General features: G+C 63.5%; 16 protein-coding genes. 9 read left to right on the plus strand and 7 right to left on the minus strand.

What is annotated here, in order from left to right; translation table 11 throughout:
* Positions 1-13 precede the first annotated feature (13 nt).
* The 3 genes from E2583_RS15395 to E2583_RS15405 are packed head-to-tail and all read left to right on the plus strand — an operon-like array spanning position 14 to position 3,287.
* Positions 14-847 carry a uroporphyrinogen-III synthase gene (locus tag E2583_RS15395; protein ID WP_291597105.1) on the plus strand — a complete coding sequence of 278 codons (834 nt, stop codon included), beginning with the start codon at positions 14-16 and terminating at the stop codon, positions 845-847.
* Positions 844-1,959: a uroporphyrinogen-III C-methyltransferase gene (locus E2583_RS15400; RefSeq protein ID WP_291597106.1), complete on the plus strand. Its 1,116-nt coding sequence runs from the start codon at positions 844-846 to the stop codon at positions 1,957-1,959. Before E2583_RS15395 ends, E2583_RS15400 begins: the two co-directional genes overlap by 4 nt.
* A gap of 17 nt (positions 1,960-1,976) precedes the next feature.
* Positions 1,977-3,287 carry a heme biosynthesis HemY N-terminal domain-containing protein gene (locus E2583_RS15405; RefSeq protein ID WP_291597107.1) on the plus strand — a complete coding sequence of 437 codons (1,311 nt, stop codon included), beginning with the start codon at positions 1,977-1,979 and terminating at the stop codon, positions 3,285-3,287.
* Positions 3,288-3,416: 129 nt separating this feature from the next.
* Here the strand turns inward: E2583_RS15405 and E2583_RS15410 are convergent, their stop codons facing one another.
* From E2583_RS15410 to E2583_RS15420, 3 genes are read right to left on the minus strand one after another with little or no spacing between them, the layout of a single operon-like run.
* A complete protein-coding gene (locus E2583_RS15410) occupies positions 3,417-4,703 on the minus strand; it encodes a cytochrome c (RefSeq protein WP_291597109.1) in 1,287 nt (428 codons plus the stop codon).
* Positions 4,696-5,265, minus strand: coding sequence for a (2Fe-2S)-binding protein (locus tag E2583_RS15415; RefSeq protein ID WP_291597110.1), 570 nt, complete (start codon positions 5,263-5,265; stop codon positions 4,696-4,698). The genes E2583_RS15410 and E2583_RS15415 overlap by 8 nt, the downstream gene beginning before the upstream one ends.
* A complete protein-coding gene (locus E2583_RS15420) occupies positions 5,265-8,072 on the minus strand; it encodes a molybdopterin cofactor-binding domain-containing protein (RefSeq protein ID WP_291597113.1) in 2,808 nt (935 codons plus the stop codon). The genes E2583_RS15415 and E2583_RS15420 overlap by 1 nt, the downstream gene beginning before the upstream one ends.
* Positions 8,073-8,593: 521 nt before the next feature.
* Between E2583_RS15420 and E2583_RS15425 the strand changes: the two genes are divergently transcribed.
* The 4 genes from E2583_RS15425 to E2583_RS15440 all read left to right on the plus strand — a co-directional run bounded on the left by E2583_RS15425 (position 8,594) and on the right by E2583_RS15440 (position 11,343).
* Positions 8,594-9,142, plus strand: coding sequence for a cytochrome b (locus E2583_RS15425; RefSeq protein ID WP_291597114.1), 549 nt, complete (start codon positions 8,594-8,596; stop codon positions 9,140-9,142).
* 132 nt (positions 9,143-9,274) lie between these two features.
* Complete coding sequence (locus tag E2583_RS15430) at positions 9,275-9,838, plus strand: YceI family protein (protein ID WP_291597117.1); 564 nt, start codon at positions 9,275-9,277, stop codon at positions 9,836-9,838.
* An 82-nt stretch (positions 9,839-9,920) separates the two neighbouring features.
* Complete coding sequence (locus E2583_RS15435; protein WP_291597119.1) at positions 9,921-10,496, plus strand: YceI family protein; 576 nt, start codon at positions 9,921-9,923, stop codon at positions 10,494-10,496.
* Positions 10,497-10,686: 190 nt separating this feature from the next.
* Positions 10,687-11,343: a VOC family protein gene (locus E2583_RS15440; RefSeq protein WP_291597121.1), complete on the plus strand. Its 657-nt coding sequence runs from the start codon at positions 10,687-10,689 to the stop codon at positions 11,341-11,343.
* A 98-nt stretch (positions 11,344-11,441) separates the two neighbouring features.
* On the opposite strand, the gene E2583_RS15445 is transcribed toward E2583_RS15440, so the two are convergent.
* Positions 11,442-11,783: a zinc ribbon domain-containing protein YjdM gene (locus tag E2583_RS15445; protein WP_291597123.1), complete on the minus strand. Its 342-nt coding sequence runs from the start codon at positions 11,781-11,783 to the stop codon at positions 11,442-11,444.
* Between the two features lie 271 nt (positions 11,784-12,054).
* Between E2583_RS15445 and E2583_RS15450 the strand changes: the two genes are divergently transcribed.
* Together E2583_RS15450 and galU are read left to right on the plus strand one after the other, a co-directional pair.
* Complete coding sequence (locus tag E2583_RS15450; protein ID WP_291597125.1) at positions 12,055-14,946, plus strand: valine--tRNA ligase; 2,892 nt, start codon at positions 12,055-12,057, stop codon at positions 14,944-14,946.
* A gap of 72 nt (positions 14,947-15,018) precedes the next feature.
* Positions 15,019-15,906 carry a UTP--glucose-1-phosphate uridylyltransferase GalU gene (galU, locus tag E2583_RS15455; protein ID WP_291597128.1) on the plus strand — a complete coding sequence of 296 codons (888 nt, stop codon included), beginning with the start codon at positions 15,019-15,021 and terminating at the stop codon, positions 15,904-15,906.
* A gap of 54 nt (positions 15,907-15,960) precedes the next feature.
* Here galU and E2583_RS15460 read toward each other — a convergent pair whose 3' ends face one another.
* The 3 genes from E2583_RS15460 to cysM form a co-directional block, all read right to left on the minus strand.
* Positions 15,961-16,188 carry a sulfurtransferase TusA family protein gene (locus tag E2583_RS15460; protein WP_291597129.1) on the minus strand — a complete coding sequence of 76 codons (228 nt, stop codon included), beginning with the start codon at positions 16,186-16,188 and terminating at the stop codon, positions 15,961-15,963.
* Positions 16,189-16,256: 68 nt separating this feature from the next.
* Positions 16,257-16,880, minus strand: coding sequence for an NUDIX domain-containing protein (locus tag E2583_RS15465; protein ID WP_291597130.1), 624 nt, complete (start codon positions 16,878-16,880; stop codon positions 16,257-16,259).
* A gap of 197 nt (positions 16,881-17,077) precedes the next feature.
* On the minus strand, positions 17,078-17,795 hold a 718-nt coding region (gene cysM / locus E2583_RS15470), incomplete at its 5' end, for a cysteine synthase CysM (RefSeq protein WP_291597131.1).

Genomic DNA, 17,795 nt, shown 5'->3' on the forward strand with positions numbered 1-17,795 from the left:
GACGCGCCTGCCCATGCGTCGCGTTCTGGTCACCCGCCCTTTGCATGATGCGAATCCCTGGGTCGAGGCGTTTCGCGCCCGCGGCCTGCAGGCCGAGGCCCTGCCGCTGATCGGCATCGGCCCCTGCTCGGATCCGGCCGCACATCAGGCTCTGGGCAGCGCACGCCAGCTGGCGCTCCAGCCCGGCCACTACCGGGCCGTGATGTTTGTCAGCGGCAATGCAGCGCAATATTTCTTCCATCCGGATCCGCCGCGAAAGAATGCGGACCCCGCGCTGCTGGCTCCCGACACCCGAGCATGGACTCCGGGTCCGGGCACGGAACGTGCCTTGCGGGCGCTCGGGCTGCCCTCCCGACAGATCGACGGCCCCTGCCCCGACGCCGCCCAGTTCGAATCGGAAGCGCTGTGGAGAAACGTACAGGGCCAGGTTCGGCCTGGCGACCGCGTGCTGATCGTACGCGGCGCCAGCCCTGCCAGCGCCGCTGCCGGCACGCCTGTCCCTTCCACCCAAGGTGCGGGTCGCGACTGGCTGGCCGCCCGGCTGCGCGAAGCCGGAGCCGAGGTGGAATTGCTGGCCGTGTATGAGCGCCAGCTTCCGCACTGGACGGCGCAACAGCTGGATATCGCACGGCAGGCCGCCAGTGACGGCAGCCTCTGGCTGTTCAGCAGTTCGGAAGCTGTTGCCAACCTGCAACAACTACTGCCCCAACAGCAATGGCACTCGGGGTTGGCGCTCACCACCCATGAACGCATTGCCAGCAAAGCACTTTCAGCCGGTTTCGGTCGTGTTTTGCACAGTCGCCCAAGTCTGGACGATGTGGTGGCGTCTATAGAATCGGTTCCATGAGCTCCGATGCCATCCCCACCTCCGACAAGCACCCCATCGCCCCACCGCCCAGCCAGGACCCCTCCGCCCCCGTTCAGACCGGTCGGGGCGCCCCTCTGGCTCTGGTGCTGACGCTGGGTGCAGTCGCTGCCGCCGCCCTGGTGGCCTGCGGCATGCTGTGGCAGCGCGTGGGCAATATGCAGGAGCAATTGGCGCGCCAGTCGGCCCAGTCGGGCGCTCAGTCGGTGGAGGCACGCACCCTGGCCAAGGACGCACAGGACCTGGCTCGCGACAGTGCGGCCCGCGTTTCCGTAATGGAGGCTCGCGTGGCCGAAATCAGCCTGCAGCGCAACCAGCTTGAAGAGCTGATGCAGAGCATGTCGCGCTCGCGCGATGAAAACCTGGTGGCCGATATCGAATCCTCGGTACGCATGGCACAGCAGCAGGCCGAGCTCTCGGGCAGCCTGCAGCCCCTGGTCGCCAGTCTCAAGTCGGCCAGAAAGCGTGTGGAGAGTACGGCCCAGCCTCGCCTGGCCCCGGTGATACGCGCCATCGACCTCGATCTGGACAGGCTCTCGCGCATGAGCGTGACGGACACCACGGGAGTGCTCAGCCGCATCGAAGACCTGATCCGCCAGGTGGACGAACTGGCGCTGATCAACGATGTGGGGCGCCCGCGCGCGCGCGAAGCCCAGCCCCGCAAGACGGTGGCCGCCCCGGACACGACCGAGGACGCGAATCTCTCGCCCACACAGTGGCTATGGTGGCAAGGCCAGGGCCAGCGGATATGGGCCGCCTTCAAGGACGGCGCGGCAGACCTCGTGCGCGTGCGCCGCATCGATCACCCCGAGGTGGCCCTGCTGGCCCCCGAGCAGGGCTATTTCCTGCGCGAAAACCTCAAGTTGCAGTTGCTCAATGCCCGTCTGGCGCTGTTGTCGCGCCAGTGGGAATCGGCCCGCGCCGACCTTGGGGCCGCAGGCACCCTGCTCAACAAGTACTTTGACGCACGCTCGCGGCGCACCCAGATCGCCCTGGCACAGCTGCAGCAGATTCAGGCCAATCTGCATTCGGGCGGACGCGTACAGCTGGAAGACACGCTGAACGCACTGGCCACGGCGGCAGCCGGCCGCTAACCGGGGAGGACACAGAAATGCGCGCCGCCTTGTGGTTGATGGGTCTGTTCGCCGTGGCCGTGGCCACGGCATTGTTTGCCGGCAATAACCAGAGTTCGGTCACCTGGTTCTGGTCTCCCTACCGGGTGGACATGTCGCTGAACCTGGCTCTGGTTCTGCTCTTTCTGGCCTTCGTGCTGCTGTATGCCGCGCTGCGCGCCCTGGCGGTGCTGCTGCAGATGCCACACCAGGCACGCCGCTGGCGCATGCAGCAAAAAGAACGCAGCATGAATCAGAGTCTGCTGGAGGCGCTCTCGCACCTGCAAGCCGGCCGCTTCCTGCGCGCCCGCAAGTCGGCGCTCGCGGCCCTGTCCACCGAGCAATCGCTGCGGGATGCCAAGGCCGGTCTGCCCTATGGCGAGCGCCTGAATGCCACGGCCCATCTGATCGCCGCCGATGCCTCCCATGCCCTGCAGGATGCCACCCTGCGCGACAAGCACTGGCAGCAGGCTCTGGATGTGCTGCCCGTCCCCGGCAACACCCAGGACGCAGAAATCCGCGAAGGCGCCCAGATGCGAGCCGCCCGCTGGGCACTGGACGACCGCGATGCCGCCGAATCGATTCGCCGCCTGGGAGAACTTCCGCTGGGCGCGGGCCGCCGCACGATTGCCCTGCGCATCAAGCTCAAGGCAGCGCGCCTGTCCGGCAACACACAGGTTGCGCTGGACACCGCCCGCCTGCTGGCCAAGCACCGGGCCTTCTCTCCCGCGGCCTCGGCCAGCGTGGTGCGCGGCCTGCTGCTGGCCAGCATTCGAGATGCACGCGACACCTCGTCGCTGCAGCAGTTCTGGCTTTCGCTGGACGAGGACGAGCGCGCCATGCCCGAAGTGGCAATCCCGGCCACCGAGCGTCTGATCGAACTGGGCGGCGAGGCCCAGCAGGCGCGCACCTGGCTGCTGCCGGTGTGGGAACATCTGCTGACCCAGCCCGGCCCGCGCACGGAAACCCATCTGCCCAAGCTGGTGGAAGTGCTGCAATCGTGCCTGGGCAAGCTGGATGGCGCCTGGCTCGCTCGCATGGAAGCCGCCGCCAATGCCAACCCGCGCGAGCCGCGCCTGCAGTACCTGGCCGGCATGGCCTGCGTGCAGCGTGAGCTGTGGGGCAAGGCCCAGCAGTTGCTGACCCGCGCAGCACCGCTGCTGCAGGACTCCCAACTGCGCACACGCGCCTGGCAGCGCCTTGCGCTGATGGCCGAGCACCGTGGCGACATGGAGGCATCGGCCATCGCCTGGAAGCTCGCCGCCCAGGCCATGGTGGTGCTGCCGGACAACCCCTCGCGGGACGAATAGGCACAGCCTTGCAAGGAGCACACGGAGTCGCGCTGCGGCCAGCGCGGCCTGCCGCCTCCGAGCGCAAAGCAAAAGGCCACGACCGCTGCGGCACCCCGCGAGCGACCGTGGCCTCGAGCCAGTCCGGAGTTACTTGCTGTGCTCTATGGTCTTCACATGTTCCGCCACCTGGGCGGCGGTCACATCGCCAGGGCGGCCACCCCAGGTCTGACGCATGTAGTTGACCAGATCGGCCATTTCCTCGTTGCTGAGCTTGTCGGCATAGCCCGGCATGGTCTGCATGCGCTCGCCATGCGCCAGATCACGCTCGTGCACGCCCTCGCGGATCACGCGAATCAGGTTGATGGGCGTGGGGAACATGGCCGTGGTGTTGGTGCTCATGGGCACCGACGAATGCGGCTGGCCCTGGCCCTGCGCACCGTGGCAGCCCGCGCACAGGCCCAGGTACAGGTTCTCGCCCTTGACGTTGGTCTGCCCCTCGGCAGCCTTGACCTTGGGCCCGGGCATCTCGCGGTTCTGGGTCAGATAGGCGGCCATGGCGCGCACGTCGGCCTCTGCCATGCGCGAGGTGGAATGCTCGAGCACCGATGACATGCGGAAAGTCATCACCCCTTGCGGCGACAGGCCGGTGCGCAAGAATCTGACCAGATCGTCCTTGGTCCAGCCACGCTCGCTCAGGGCATCGGGAGTCAGCGCCGGAGCGTAGGAGCCCTCGATCGTATTGCCCTCGAGATAGCGCGAGTCATCCATGGCGAAGCTGGCCTTGGTGCGCGGGCTGTGGCATTCGACACAGTGGCCCAGCACATCCACCAGATACTTGCCGCGCACCAGCTCGTCCACCGACATGTCGAACTCCTTGGCTGCGGGGCGATTGAGCGCATTCCACAGGGCCACGGCAGGACGGATGTTGAACGGGAAGCTCATCTCGCTGGGCTTGTTGGCGACTTCCACGGCCGGCTGCTTCATCAGCCACACCCAGAGCGCATCGACATCGGCACGCGTGATCTGGTGGTAGCTGGCATAAGGCATGGCCGGATACAGGTTCTTGCGCCCTGGTGCCATGCCGGCAGCCACTGCCCGGTACAGATCGTCGGCCGTCCAGCCGCCGATGCCGTGCTCCTTGGAAGGCGAGATATTGGTACCGTAAAGCGTTCCCATGGGAGTGACCATGGGTACACCGCCCGCCAGTTCCGCCCCCGTGGTCGGAGAGCTGTGGCAGGCCGCGCAGTCACCACCGCGAAATACCTGCTCGCCGCGCTTGTACAGCGCATCGAACTCCTGCGGGCCCAGCTTGGCAAAGTCCACCGTGGCCGGCGGGACGTCACCGCTTGCGCTGCCGTACAGGTACATGCCTGCGGCCACGAGCACGCCCAGAACGGCGGCTGCGCCCAGGCCCTTGATCCAGGTCTTAGCCATTGTTCAAGACCTCCTTGCTGCGCTTGCCCGTGGTCAGGCCCGGCGTCTTCAGGATCACGTCGCGCACGGCGTTGTAGTAGCGCACATAGCCGGTGCAGCGGCAGATATGGGGCTCCAGCTGCTCCTCGATGGCTTTTTCCACCTCATCGGCGGGCACGGGGTGCCTCTGGAGCTTTTCCACCAGCACGGTGGCCGAGTTCACGAAACCGGGCGTGCAGTAGCCGCACTGGAAGGAGTAGTGCTCGAGAAAGGCCTTTTGCACCGGCGAGGGATGGACCACGCCCTTGTCGTCCACCGAGGCAATGCCTTCCACGGTACGAATGGTCTTGCCGTTGAGCCAGGTCACGCCGGTCACACAGGCGGGCACCGTGATCGAGCCTTTTTCCGGGTCGTCGACGATGATGGTGCAGGCGCGGCACACGCCCTGGCCGCAGCCCAGGCGCGTGCCGTTCATGCCCGCGTATTCCTGCAGGAACTCGATCATCATCAAGTCCTTGGGAACGTCGACGGGGCCTACGGGTTTGCGATTGATGGTGGCGGAGAATTGAATACGGTCCTGCATCACAGTGCCTCTTTGATCTTGTCGGGGGTCACGGGGGTCGCATGGAAACGCTTGCCGGTCGCATGGGCGATGGCGTTGACGCAGGCGGCGACCACCGGAATCATCACCACCTCGGCCATGCCCTTGGGCGGATCGGTGCGCGACAGCGGCGGCAGCACCACGCCCTCGGCCTTCCACACGGCCACTTCGCTGGCGCGCGGCACGTGGTAGCGGTTCAGGTTCCACTGGCCGTTGCCCGGGCCGGTCTCATGGAGCGGCAGGTCTTCGTACAGCGCATGGCCAATGCCCATGGCCACACCTCCCTGGATCTGGCCGGAGACCAGCTCGGGCACGATCTGCGTGCCGCATTCCAGCCAGGTCTTGTGCGAGAGGATGTTCACCTTGCCCGTGCCCGGGGACACGGACAGCTCCACCATGGTGGCGCAAGGCGCGTAGTACACCGTGCCCGCATTGGTGCGCTGTACGGGCGGGTAATAGACCTTGTCGCGTGCGATGAAGGCATAGCCGCCGGATTTCATCGCAGCCTTCTTGGCCTCGCCGGCACCCTTGCCGTACTGCACGGACAGGGCGTCGATCATGGCCTGGAACTTTCTGCCCTCGACCGTGAAATCGGCCTTGGCCCAGGCCCAGCGGTTGAAGGCATGCACGCAGACGCCGGTCACCATGCCCAGCTCGTGTGCGCGAGCGGCCAGGCGCTCCAGGCTCAGCGGCTCCAGGCCCTCGGCCACGAGCATGCGATCACGCCACTCCAGCATGTCTTCGGTGACGGTGCTCGGCAGCAGCTGACCGCCACCTTCCTTGCCGGACCAGATCGACTGGGCCGCAGGCCACAGGCAGAGCTTGAGCAGCAACTGCGCCGCCTGCTGCGTGGCGTGGCGGAAGTAGTAAGCCGAGTTCGAGGCCGACACCGGCGACACCAGACGCGGTGTCCAGGTCGGGTCTCGCGCCAGCCCGTCCTCCGTGGCCTGGGGTGTGGTGTAGGGCTCGTCCTTGGTATGCAGCGGCAGGTTGTCCCAGTGGTTCACCGCGAAGTCCACATCGTCGGCCGGGCGGCCCAGGAAGGGCTCGACCGCCACCAGCTGCGCCGTGGTGCTGCCGGTGCCGATCTCGGTGGCGATGTGGCGCATCTTGATGCGGCCCTCGGGCGTGATCTCCAGTTGCGCGATCGAGGCTTCCGCCCCGGTGCCGAAGTCCTTTTGCACCGCACCGAAGCCTATGCCGTAGCGCAGGCCGGGGTTGGCAGCCTCGAAGTCGGCCTTGCGCCTGGCGCGCTCGGTCCACATCGCATCCTTGGCAGCCATGTCGAGGATCTCGCCAATGCGCAGATGCCCCGAGGGCGAGGCCCCCTGGGTGTTCTTCATGCTGCTCTTGAGCACATTGCGTCGACGCAGCTCGATGGCATCCAGGCCGATCTCCTGGGCGATCTCGTCGACCAGCATCTCGGTATAGGCCATGGACTGCACCGTGCCGTAGCCGCGCATGGAGCCGGCCGTGACGCCGATGGAGGGGTACACCTCGGTCGACAGGTCACTCTCGGGGAAGTAGTAAATGGATTGCGCCGCCGTCACCGCCACCGTGCCCACCGAGGGGCTGAAGTTGGTCACACCGCCGCCGTCGCCCACCATGTGGCAGGTCAGTGCGTGGAACTTGCCATCCTTGTCCACCGAGATCGCGGTCTCCACATCGAAGGGATGGCGCTTGAGTGCGAACTGGAAATGCTTCCAGCGATCCAGCGCCAGCCGCACCGGGCGGCCCTGGGCGTACAGCGAGGCCAGTGCCACATAGAACGGGAAGGGATGATGCTCCTTCTGGCCGTAGCCCACGGTGTAGGAGCTGATGTAGTCGAGCTGGTTCAGCGGCAGCTTGCTGTCCTTGAGCATGTGCATCACATGCTCGGCCGTGCCGTAGGGCGCCTGGCTCGCGGCGACCATGTGCAGCGCACCGCTGTCACGTTCGTACCAAGCCAGGCCGTTTTCCATTTCCATGGCCACATGCTCGATGGACTGGCTGTAGTACTTGCGTGCAAACGCGCGCAAACCGTCCTTGGGCTGCTTCATCTCGGCCTGGATGCGGGCCGACTCGCCCATCAGCGCCCCGAAGGCAGGGTGGCTGCTGTCGGGCCAGTGCACGCCTTTTTCATCGAGTTGCGGCCAGATGACGGTGTTCTTCATGGGCGAGAACCTGTCCTCGCCATAGGCATCCTCGCCTTGCACGCGCACATAGCGCGCGGCCACATAAGGCGCGCGCCGCGGCTGGGCAGCCTCGGCGCCGAAGCGGAAGATCGCGTCGTTGAAGCGCAGGCGCTGGTTGGCCACGCGGAACTTCTCGTAGTCGTGCCAGATGGCCACGGCAACCGGGTGGCCCAGCATCGGCGAGACCTGGCCCTTCTTGACGAAGAACTCGCCATAGAAGCCGGGATCGGGCATGCGCAGCCCGTCGGCGGCGATGGACTCTGCGTCGATCAGCACATCGGGCTGGTAGTCGCTGCCCAGCACCGAAAGATCCAGGCCGTCGTAGATTCGGTCGGCGCGCGGGATATGGATGGTCAGCGCGTGCGACTGCTGCGCAGGCCAGCCCTGCATGTCCCTGGCGCGCAGGTCAATGGCAAAGACCTTCTGCCCGGTGACCTTGGCCAGGCCGTCGCGGCGGTAGTTGAGCGTGTTGCCACTGATCCAGTGGGCCTGCTGGCCACCGGCGGGCGTGATCAATTCCGCCAGCGCGTCTTTGACCGGGCGCACACTCGCAATCACGCCCATGGCGGCGGCAGCCTTCAGAAAACTGCGCCGATTCAAGTCCAGTTTGGACACGGTTCCAACTCCTTGCTGCAATGCGCACAGCAGCAGCAGGGACTGGCGTGGGCACATCGCTAGATGACTATGTGTTCCTGGACGTTGTAGGCGTCCAGGCGTCAAAAAGCAGGTGATAACGGCTGCAGTTGTTGTCGGCATTACCGCCCACCTATTGCCAGCCTTGGCCGTCCGCCACGCTTTGGTCTTCGAAAAGACTAAGAGGCGCGGAGTATAGAAACAGCGGCGGCAAAGCCAGTCTGCGTATTCAAATCACAAGTTAATTACTCGGAGAATTGATCACCATCAACACCACCCCCGGCATTGCTGCTTGTCGCGCATAGCACCATGACCATTCTTCGCGCTGCGCCGAAACCGTTCGCGGCCCTGTCGCAACCGCCGGCTCGGGGTCCGGACATTCAGCTTTTTTGAATTGAGACCTCAATCCTGCTGAACCTTTTTGCATTCGCCGCTTCATACACTGCATATCAATTCGAGCGGGCCTGCAGCGCCCGCAGCCGCACTTTCTGATTGCAGTTTCCATGAACTCAAGTTCCCGCTACACCGGTACCGCCATCGCCCTGCACTGGGTTCTGGCCCTGGCGCTGATCGGCATCTTCGCCTTTGGTCTCTATATGACAGGCCTGCCTTTCTCGCCCACACGCCTCAAGTACTTCAACTGGCACAAATGGGCGGGCATGACGATCCTGATCCTGTCCGCACTGCGCCTGATCTGGCGCCTCACCCACCGCCCCCCGGAACTGCCCGAGGCCGTCACGCGCACCATGCCCGGCTGGCAGCGCATGGCCCACCATGGCGTGCATCACCTGATGTATGCGCTGTTCTTTGCCATCCCTCTGGTCGGATGGATGTACAGCTCGGCCGCAGGCTTTCCCATCGTGCTGTTCGGTCAGTTGCCCCTGCCCGACCTGGTGGGCAAGAGCCCCGAGCTGGCCGAAGCGCTCAAGCCCTGGCATGGCTATCTGGCCTATGCGCTGGCCGCCCTGGTGGTGATGCATATCGCTGCCGTCATCAAGCACCAGATCATGGACCGCGACGGACTGCTGTCGCGAATGATTCCCGGCCAATAGCCCCCTGAGCGGCTTTGCCCCGCCCCCAGGGGACGGCAGCTTTGCTGCGCGGCAGCGCTTGCTTGACATCCCGCACCTTCAAGCCGCACCGGTTTTTGAGTTTTTTGTACGTTCGTCACAAGGAGTTTTTTGATGAAAATCCTTTTTTCCTCCGCACTGATCGCCACCGCCTTTCTGGGCACTGCCGCCCAGGCGGCCCAGGCCCTGGTGCCTGCACAAAGCGCCGTCAACTTCGAAGCCAAGCAGATGGGCGTGCCGCTCAAGGGCCACTTCAAGAAGTTCGACGCACAGATCGCCTTCGACGCCGCCAAGCCCGAGAGCAGCAAGATCCATGTCACGATCGATACCGGCAGCGCCACCATGGGCGCCAAGGAAACCGATGCCGAGCTGCCCAAGGCCGACTGGTTCAACGTGGCCAAATTCCCCCAGGCCACTTTCGACTCCAGCGCCGTCAAGGCACTGGGCGGCGGCAAGTTCCAGGTGGACGGCACGCTGACCATCAAGGGCAATGCACAGAAAGTCAGCCTGCCCGTGACACTGACACAGTCCGGCCCCACCACCACGGCCACCGGCACGCTGGCGCTCAAGCGCCTGAACTTCAAGATCGGCGACGGCGACTGGAAGGACACCTCCATGGTGGCCGACGAGGTCAATGTGCAATTCAAGCTGGCTCTGACCGGCGTCGGCAAGATCTAAGCGTTTTTAGGCTCCATCGCTTCTTATACAAGCGCTGGCAGCTCATGTTTTGATAGTACCAATCCCTGAAGGAGTATTCACCATGCGTTCCACTCTGTTCGCCCTGGCCGCTGCGTCCCTGTTTGCCACCGCTGCCCAGGCGGCACCTGCCACTTACGCCATCGACCCCACACACACGTTTGCGACGTTCGAGATCGACCACTTCGGGGCCACCACCAACCGAGCCCGCTTCGACAAGAAAAGCGGCACCGTGCAGTTCGACAAGGCAGCCAAGACCGGCAAGGTGGAAGTGAGCCTGGACATGACTTCGGTGAACTCCGGCACCCCCGCCTTCAACAAGCACCTGCAAAGCGCCGACATCTTCAACGTGGAGAAATTCCCCGAGGCCAAGTTCGTCTCCGACAAGTTCGTGTTCGATGGCGACAAGCTCAAGGAAGTGACCGGCCAGCTGACCCTGCTGGGCAAGACCGCCCCCATCACCGTCAAGGCCAACAAGTTCACCTGCTATGAAAGCCCCATGCTGCAAAAGCGTGAAGTCTGCGGCGGCGACTTCGAAGCCACCATCGACCGCACCCAGTGGGGCGTGAACTACGGCATCCCCTATGGCTTCCCCAAGGAAGTGCGCCTGGTCCTGCAGATCGAAGCCGTGAAGCAGTAATCCCAAGCCCGAAGTTCTCGGGTGAAGCCTTTGACAGGCTCCCTCGCTGGCCTGGCCCGTGCAAACGGTCCGGGCTTTTTTGCGTCTGCATCCTGCCTCGGTCGCAATTCCCCCTGGGTTAAATTTACTTTAGGTTAATCAATTACGAATAGTAGAATAATCTCACCCAGACAATCGAAGGAGACATCGCATGAGCCAAGCCGCCCCGACCCCGGTTTACTCCCAACCCCAGCGTGCGGACATGAGCCAACTGCCCCCGCCAGCCGCCGTGCAGCAACTGCATCACTACGCCTACAAGGCCAAGGACGCGGAAGAGACCCGCCACTTCTACGAGGACATCCTGGGTCTGCCGCTCTACCACATCATCCAGAGCGACTACGTCCCCTCCACAGGCGAATATTGCCCCTACACCCATTTCTTCTTCCGCCTCAAGGACGGCTCCTTCATCGCCTTCTTTGACATTGGCGACGACGAGGCGGCCCTGCCCTCGCCCAACACCCCCATCTGGATCAATCACATCTCCTTCCGCGTGGATTCCGTGCAGGAGCTGGAAAACACCAAGGCCCGCCTGCAGGCCTGCGGCGTCGAAGTGCTGGGAGTGACGGATCACCACATCTTCAAGAGCATCTACTTCTTCGACCCCAACGGCATCCGCCTGGAGCTGACGGCCCAGCTGGCCGACGAGATGCAGATGCTCAAGGAAAGCAAGACGGCCCATGCGCGCCTCCAGGAATGGACAGCGCGCAAGGAGCAGTGGCGCAAGGAGCGCGCCGAAGGCAAGTCCAGCGCACCGCTCAAGCCGCAAAGCAACGACCGACCCGAGTTCGTGCCGGCCGGCACGACGTAAAGACAGCGCCCCGAGCGGCCCGACGAAACGCTGCAGTGCCGCAACAAAAAAGGCATCCCAGGGATGCCTTTTGCGATTTGAGCCGGTCAGACGCCGGCTCAGGCCTTTTTCACGAACTCCGTCTTCAGGCTCATCGCGCCAAAGCCATCGATCTTGCAGTCGATATCATGATCCCCATCGACCAGGCGGATGTTCTTCACCTTGGTGCCCACCTTGACCACGCCCGCCGAGCCCTTGAGTTTCAGGTCCTTGATGACGGTGACGGTATCTCCATCGTGCAGCAGGTTGCCCACGCTGTCGCGATAGACCCTGGACTCCGGCTCGCCCGAGGGCTGGGCCTGGACGGACCACTCATGGGCGCATTCGGGGCATACGAACAGGTCTGCATCCTCATAGGTGAACTCGGAACGGCATTGGGGACAGGGGGGAAATGTACTCACGGGGTAATCCTTTCGTTGCGCGGCCACTCGGCACGAACATCCGGGCCGGCGGCAATCTGAGCCGGGGCCGCCCGGTCCGCCCTCATGCATCGGGCGCACGAGACGGCGAGCCAGGGCCATGGATCCAGTGTACCCGGCAGGTCGCCGCCGCTCCTGGCGCAGCCAGTACCCACCCGCGCCGCTCACACGGACCAGATCGCTAGAATCGGTCAATCCGTCTCGAACTATTGGCGGCATCCCCAGGGATGCCGTTTTACTTGACAAGCAAACTATGAGCGACACCCCTGCACAACCCGGCCTGGAGAGCCTGTCCAAATCCTTCGAACCCGCCGCCATCGAGGCCCACTGGGGCCCCGAGTGGGAAAAGCGCGGCTACGGCCATGCCGGCGTGCGCGGCACGGGCAAGCCCGATGCAAGCCAGCCCTCATTCTCCATCCAGCTCCCGCCCCCCAATGTGACCGGCACGCTGCACATGGGACACGCGTTCAACCAGACCATCATGGACTCGCTGACGCGCTACCACCGCATGAAGGGCTACAACACGGCCTGGATTCCCGGCACCGACCACGCCGGCATCGCCACCCAGATTGTGGTGGAACGCCAGCTGCAGACCCAGGGCGTAAGCCGCTATGACCTGGGCCGGGACGCGTTCACCCAAAAGGTCTGGGAGTGGAAGGAAAAGTCCGGCAACACCATCACCACGCAGATGCGCCGCATGGGCGACACCGTGGACTGGAGCCGCGAGTACTTCACCATGGACGACAAGCTGTCCAAGGTGGTGACCGAGACCTTTGTGAAGCTGTATCAGCAGGGCCTGATCTACCGTGGCAAGCGTCTGGTGAACTGGGACCCGGTGCTGCAGTCGGCCGTCTCCGACCTGGAAGTCGAAAACCAGGAAAAGGACGGCAGCCTCTGGCATATCGCCTACCCGCTCACCAGTGGCGAAGGCAATCTGGTCGTGGCCACCACGCGCCCTGAAACCATGCTCGGTGACGTGGCCGTGATGGTCCACCCCGAAGACGAGCGTTACAAGCACCTGATCGGCCAGACCGTGACCCTGCCCCTGGTGGGCCGCCAGATCCCCATCATTGCCGACGAATACGTGGACCGCGAGTTCGGCACCGGCGTGGTGAAGGTGACTCCTGCTCACGACCAGAACGACTACCAGGTGGGCCAGCGCCACAAGCTGCCCATGATCTGCGTGCTGACGCTGACCGCCAAGATCAACGACGAGGCGCCCGAGAAATACCGCGGCATGGACCGCTTTGTGGCCCGCAAGGCCATCGTGGCCGACCTGGAAGAACTGGGCCTGATGGTCGAGATCAAGAAGCACAAGCTGATGGTGCCGATCTGCGACCGTACCGGCCAGGTGATCGAGCCCATGCTGACCGACCAATGGTTCATCGCCATGAGCAAGGTCAGCGACCAGGACCCGAGCGGCAAGTCCATCGCCCAGAAGGCCATCGACGCGGTCGCCTCCGGAGAAGTCCAGTTCGTGCCCGAAAACTGGGTCAACACCTACAACCAGTGGATGAACAACATCCAGGACTGGTGCATCTCGCGCCAGCTCTGGTGGGGCCACCAGATTCCCGCCTGGTATGACGAAGAAGGCAATATCTATGTTGCCAAGAACGAAGCGGAAGCCCAGGCGCAGGCCCCCGGCAAGAAGCTGACCCGCGATGCCGACGTTCTGGACACCTGGTACTCCTCTGCCATGGTTCCGTTCAGCACCATGGGCTGGCCCGAGCAAGGCAATGCCGCCGACGATGACTACAACCTCTACCTGCCCTCCTCGGTACTGGTGACGGGTTACGACATCATCTTCTTCTGGGTCGCCCGCATGATCATGATGAGCACGCACTTCACGGGTCGCGTGCCGTTCAAGCATGTCTACATCCACGGCCTGGTGCGCGATGCACAGGGCAAGAAGATGAGCAAGTCCGAAGGCAATGTGCTGGACCCCGTGGACCTGATCGACGGCATCTCGCTGGAGCCGCTGCTGGAAAAGCGCACCACCGGCCTGCGCAAGCCCGAGACCGCGCCCCAGGTGCGCAAGAACACGCAAAAGGAATTCCCCGAAGGCATTCCTGCCTACGGCGCCGATGCGCTGCGCTTCACCTTTGCGGCCCTGGCCTCGCTGGGCCGCAGCATCAACTTCGACAGCAAGCGCTGCGAGGGCTACCGCAACTTCTGCAACAAGCTCTGGAATGCTTCGCGCTTTGTGCTGATGAACTGCGAAGGCCATGACTGCGGCCTGGCTCCTCACACCAAGGAACAATGCCAGCCCGGCGGCGAATTTGCCGGCTATATGCATTTCAGCCAGCCCGACCGCTGGATCGCCTCGCAACTGCAGAAGGTCGAGGCTGAAGTGGCCAAGGGCTTTGCCGAGTTCCGTCTCGACAATGTCGCCAACACGATTTACGACTTCGTCTGGAACGAGTTCTGCGACTGGTATCTGGAAATCGCCAAGGTGCAGATCCAGACCGGCAACGAAGCCCAGCAGCGCGCCACCCGCCGCACGCTGATCCGTACGCTGGAAGCGATTCTGCGTCTGGCCCACCCCATCATCCCGTTTGTGACGGAAGAACTGTGGCAGCAGGTTGCGCCCGTGGCCGGCCTCAAGGGCGACTCCATCGCCGTGGCCCGCTATCCCGAAGCTCAGCCCGAGAAGATCGACGAAGCATCGATTGCCTACGTGGGCCGCATCAAGCAGATGGTGGACGCTTGCCGTGCCCTGCGCGGCGAGATGGGTGTGTCTCCCGCCCAGCGCCTGCCACTGCTGGCCGTGGCCGGCAATGCCGATGATTCGGCCTTCCTGCGCGCCAATGCCGACGTGCTCAAGAACCTGGCCAAGCTCAGCGAAGTCAAGGTGTTTGATGACGAAGCCGCCTGGGCTACCGCGGCTCAAGCCTCGCCCGTGAACGTAATGGGTGACATCCGCCTGGCTCTGTTCGTGGAGATCGACGTGGAAGCCGAGAAGGCCCGCCTGAGCAAGGAAGCCAAGCGTCTGGAAGGTGAAATCGTGAAAGCCAATGGCAAGCTGGGCAACGAAGCCTTCTGCGCCAAGGCGCCCGCCGCCGTGCTGGAGCAGGAGCGTAAGCGTCTGGCCGACTTTGGCGCCACGCTGACACGTATCAACGAGCAACTGGCTCGCCTCGGTTAAACACCGCTAAACTGCCTGATAAAACAAGGCGCAGGCAACTGCGCCTTTTTTCCATCCAGAAAAGACAAGCACATGAGCAATCAAACCCGCGTCCGCAAAGCCGTGTTCCCCGTTGCAGGTCTGGGCACCCGTTTTCTGCCCGCCACCAAAGCTTCCCCCAAGGAGATGCTGCCCGTGGTGGACAAGCCGCTGATCCAGTACGCCGTGGAAGAGGCGTATGAGGCCGGCATCCGCGACATGGTCTTTGTCACCGGCCGCAGCAAGCGGGCCATCGAAGACCATTTCGACACCTCCTACGAGCTCGAGAACGAGCTGGAGAACGCCGGAAAGCAGACCATGCTCGACCTGGTGCGCAGCGTCAGCCCTGCAGACATGAACTGCCTGTTCGTCCGCCAGCCCCGCTCCCTGGGGCTGGGCCACGCCGTGCTGTGTGCAGAGCCTCTGGTGGGCAACGAGCCCTTCGCCGTGATTCTGGCCGACGACCTGATGACGGGTGAAAACGGCGGCCCCGGCGTGATGGCTCAGATGACCTCGGCTTTCCAGAAGCAAGGCCGCTCCCTGCTGGCTGTTCAGGAAGTGCCGCTGGAACACACCAAGCGCTATGGCATCGTCAAAGGGGAACCCGCGGGCGGGCCGCTGATGCGCATCGACGAGATCGTGGAGAAACCCGCACCCGAAGTGGCTCCTTCCCGCATGGGCGTGGCCGGTCGCTATGTGCTGACACCCGCCATCTTTGACGAGATCCGCAACCAGCCCAAGGGTGTGGGTGGCGAGATCCAGTTGACGGATGCCATTGAACGGCTGATGGCGCATGAAGCGGTCTATGCCTTCCAGTACGCCGGCAAGCGCTACGACTGCGGTAGCAAGGAAGGCTTTTTGCAAGCCACGGTGGAGCTGGCGCTGCAGCACCCCGAGGTAGGCGACAGCTTCCGCGAATATCTCAAGAGCCTGAGCCTCTGAGCAGCCCCGCCAATGCAAAAGGCCTGCAAATGCAGGCCTTTCCCTTTTTCGCGCTCAGCGCCGGCGCAGGATATGGATGAACTCATCCCCCAAGGTCTGCTGCTCGACCAGCTCATTGCCGGTCTGCTTGGCAAAGGCCTGGAAGTCCCGGATCGAGCCGGTATCCGTGGCCACGACCTTGAGCAACTGGCCGCTGTGCATGGCGGCCAGCGCTTTCTTGGCCTTGAGAATGGGCAGCGGACAATTCAGGCCGCGCGTGTCAACTTCTTGGTCTACTTGCATGGGGTGGATTCCTCGTCTGCACCGATTGTAGAAAAACCGTGCGATGGCAGTGCCTGCGCGGTCTTTGCTCACTCCAGCACGGGAGCCACCGTAAATCGCGGGTCTTCGGCCCAGCGCCGCACCGGCCACTTGGCCGGGTCGGGCTCGGGATTCTGACCGGGACGAAAAGCGCCAAAGCGTGGCTCAAAGCCTTTTTGCTTGATCCACTCGGCCAGAGCGTAGCCCGTGCCCGCCGGCCAGCACAGCGATTCCTCGGCCGTCTGCCAGCGGTACTCGAGCAGTTCGGGAGAAAGCCTCACATCCTCGGGGCGGCCCTGCACCCGCACGTGATAGGCAATCAACACCTGGTTCATGCGCAGAAACTCCGAGCAACACAGCAGACGCAGCGCCTTTACGTGCAGCCCGGTTTCTTCGAGCACCTCGCGACAGATGCCGGCTTCGGGCGATTCTCCAGCCTCCATGAAGCCGGTGATCAGGCCAAAAACGCCCTCCTGCCACAGCGCATTGCGCGCCAGCAGCACGCGACCGTCGTCGCCCTCCACCACGGCCGCAAGCACAGGCGTGGGATTGCCCCAATGCGTGAACCCGCAACTCGGACAGCGCAAGCGCTGTACCTCACCGCTGTCCTCGCTGGCCACAATCCATTGCAGCTCGGTCGCGCAGTTGGAACAAAAGCGGACTTCATAAGCCATGAGGCTCTCCGTATTCTTCAAGGCTTACGCAAAGCGGGTTCATGCGAGGCGACGCTCTCGGAAGACAGGCCGCTGTGGCATTCCTGTTTGCGCAAGTCCAATTCTGGATATTGATAGCAGCCAGCGCCTGATGGATAAGCGCTGTCTGTCATTTGGAGCATTGAATCACCTTTGCGCTGTCACGCAAAAGAGATGGCTCATGCAGGAAACACGCCGGTTGACAGGTAGCGATCTCCACGGTCACACACCACAAACACGATGGTGGCGTTCCGCTCGCGCTTGGCGATCTCCTGGGCCACCCACAGTGCGCCGGCAGCCGAGATGCCTGCGAAGATGCCCTCTTCGCGGGCCATGCGGCGGGCCATGTCCTCGGCATCGTCCTGGGTCACATACACCAGCTCGTCAACCAGTGACGCGTCGTAGATCTTGGGCAGATATTCCTCGGGCCACTTGCGGATACCCGGAATGCGCGAGCCCTCGCTAGGCTGAGCGCCGATGATCCTGATGTTCGGATTCTTTTCCTTGAGGAACTTCGACACACCGGTAATGGTTCCGGTCGTTCCCATGGCGCTCACAAAGTGGGTGATCTCGCCACCGGTCTGCTCCCACAGCTCCGGGCCTGTGGTTTCATAGTGGGCCCTGGGATTGTCGGGGTTGGCAAACTGGTCCAGCAACACCCCTTTGCCCTGCGCCACCATCTGGTCCGCCAAGTCGCGGGCATATTCCATGCCACCGCTCTTGGGCGTCAGAATCAGTTCGGCCCCGTAAGCCTTCATGGTCTGGGCACGTTCGATGGACAGGTCTTCAGGCATGATCAAAATCATGCGATAGCCCTTGATGGCAGCAGCCATGGCCAAGGCAATCCCGGTATTACCCGACGTTGCCTCAATCAGTGCATCGCCCGGCTTGATTTCA

The organism is Comamonas sp., from assembly GCF_009360615.1.
Classification (GTDB): domain Bacteria; phylum Pseudomonadota; class Gammaproteobacteria; order Burkholderiales; family Burkholderiaceae_C; genus Comamonas.

What these genes read in the sequence shown, in the direction of transcription:
- E2583_RS15410 (WP_291597109.1), bottom strand. Translation starts at nt 4,703, where the DNA reads ATGGCTAAGACCTGGATCAAGGGCCTGGGCGCAGCCGCCGTTCTGGGC.
- E2583_RS15435 (WP_291597119.1), top strand. Translation starts at nt 9,921, where the DNA reads ATGCGTTCCACTCTGTTCGCCCTGGCCGCTGCGTCCCTGTTTGCCACC.
- E2583_RS15400 (WP_291597106.1), top strand. Translation starts at nt 844, where the DNA reads ATGAGCTCCGATGCCATCCCCACCTCCGACAAGCACCCCATCGCCCCA.
- E2583_RS15415 (WP_291597110.1), bottom strand. Translation starts at nt 5,265, where the DNA reads ATGCAGGACCGTATTCAATTCTCCGCCACCATCAATCGCAAACCCGTA.
- E2583_RS15465 (WP_291597130.1), bottom strand. Translation starts at nt 16,880, where the DNA reads ATGGCTTATGAAGTCCGCTTTTGTTCCAACTGCGCGACCGAGCTGCAA.
- galU (WP_291597128.1), top strand. Translation starts at nt 15,019, where the DNA reads ATGAGCAATCAAACCCGCGTCCGCAAAGCCGTGTTCCCCGTTGCAGGT.
- E2583_RS15440 (WP_291597121.1), top strand. Translation starts at nt 10,687, where the DNA reads ATGAGCCAAGCCGCCCCGACCCCGGTTTACTCCCAACCCCAGCGTGCG.
- E2583_RS15460 (WP_291597129.1), bottom strand. Translation starts at nt 16,188, where the DNA reads ATGCAAGTAGACCAAGAAGTTGACACGCGCGGCCTGAATTGTCCGCTG.
- E2583_RS15405 (WP_291597107.1), top strand. Translation starts at nt 1,977, where the DNA reads ATGCGCGCCGCCTTGTGGTTGATGGGTCTGTTCGCCGTGGCCGTGGCC.
- E2583_RS15430 (WP_291597117.1), top strand. Translation starts at nt 9,275, where the DNA reads ATGAAAATCCTTTTTTCCTCCGCACTGATCGCCACCGCCTTTCTGGGC.
- E2583_RS15395 (WP_291597105.1), top strand. Translation starts at nt 14, where the DNA reads ATGCGTCGCGTTCTGGTCACCCGCCCTTTGCATGATGCGAATCCCTGG.
- E2583_RS15450 (WP_291597125.1), top strand. Translation starts at nt 12,055, where the DNA reads ATGAGCGACACCCCTGCACAACCCGGCCTGGAGAGCCTGTCCAAATCC.
- E2583_RS15425 (WP_291597114.1), top strand. Translation starts at nt 8,594, where the DNA reads ATGAACTCAAGTTCCCGCTACACCGGTACCGCCATCGCCCTGCACTGG.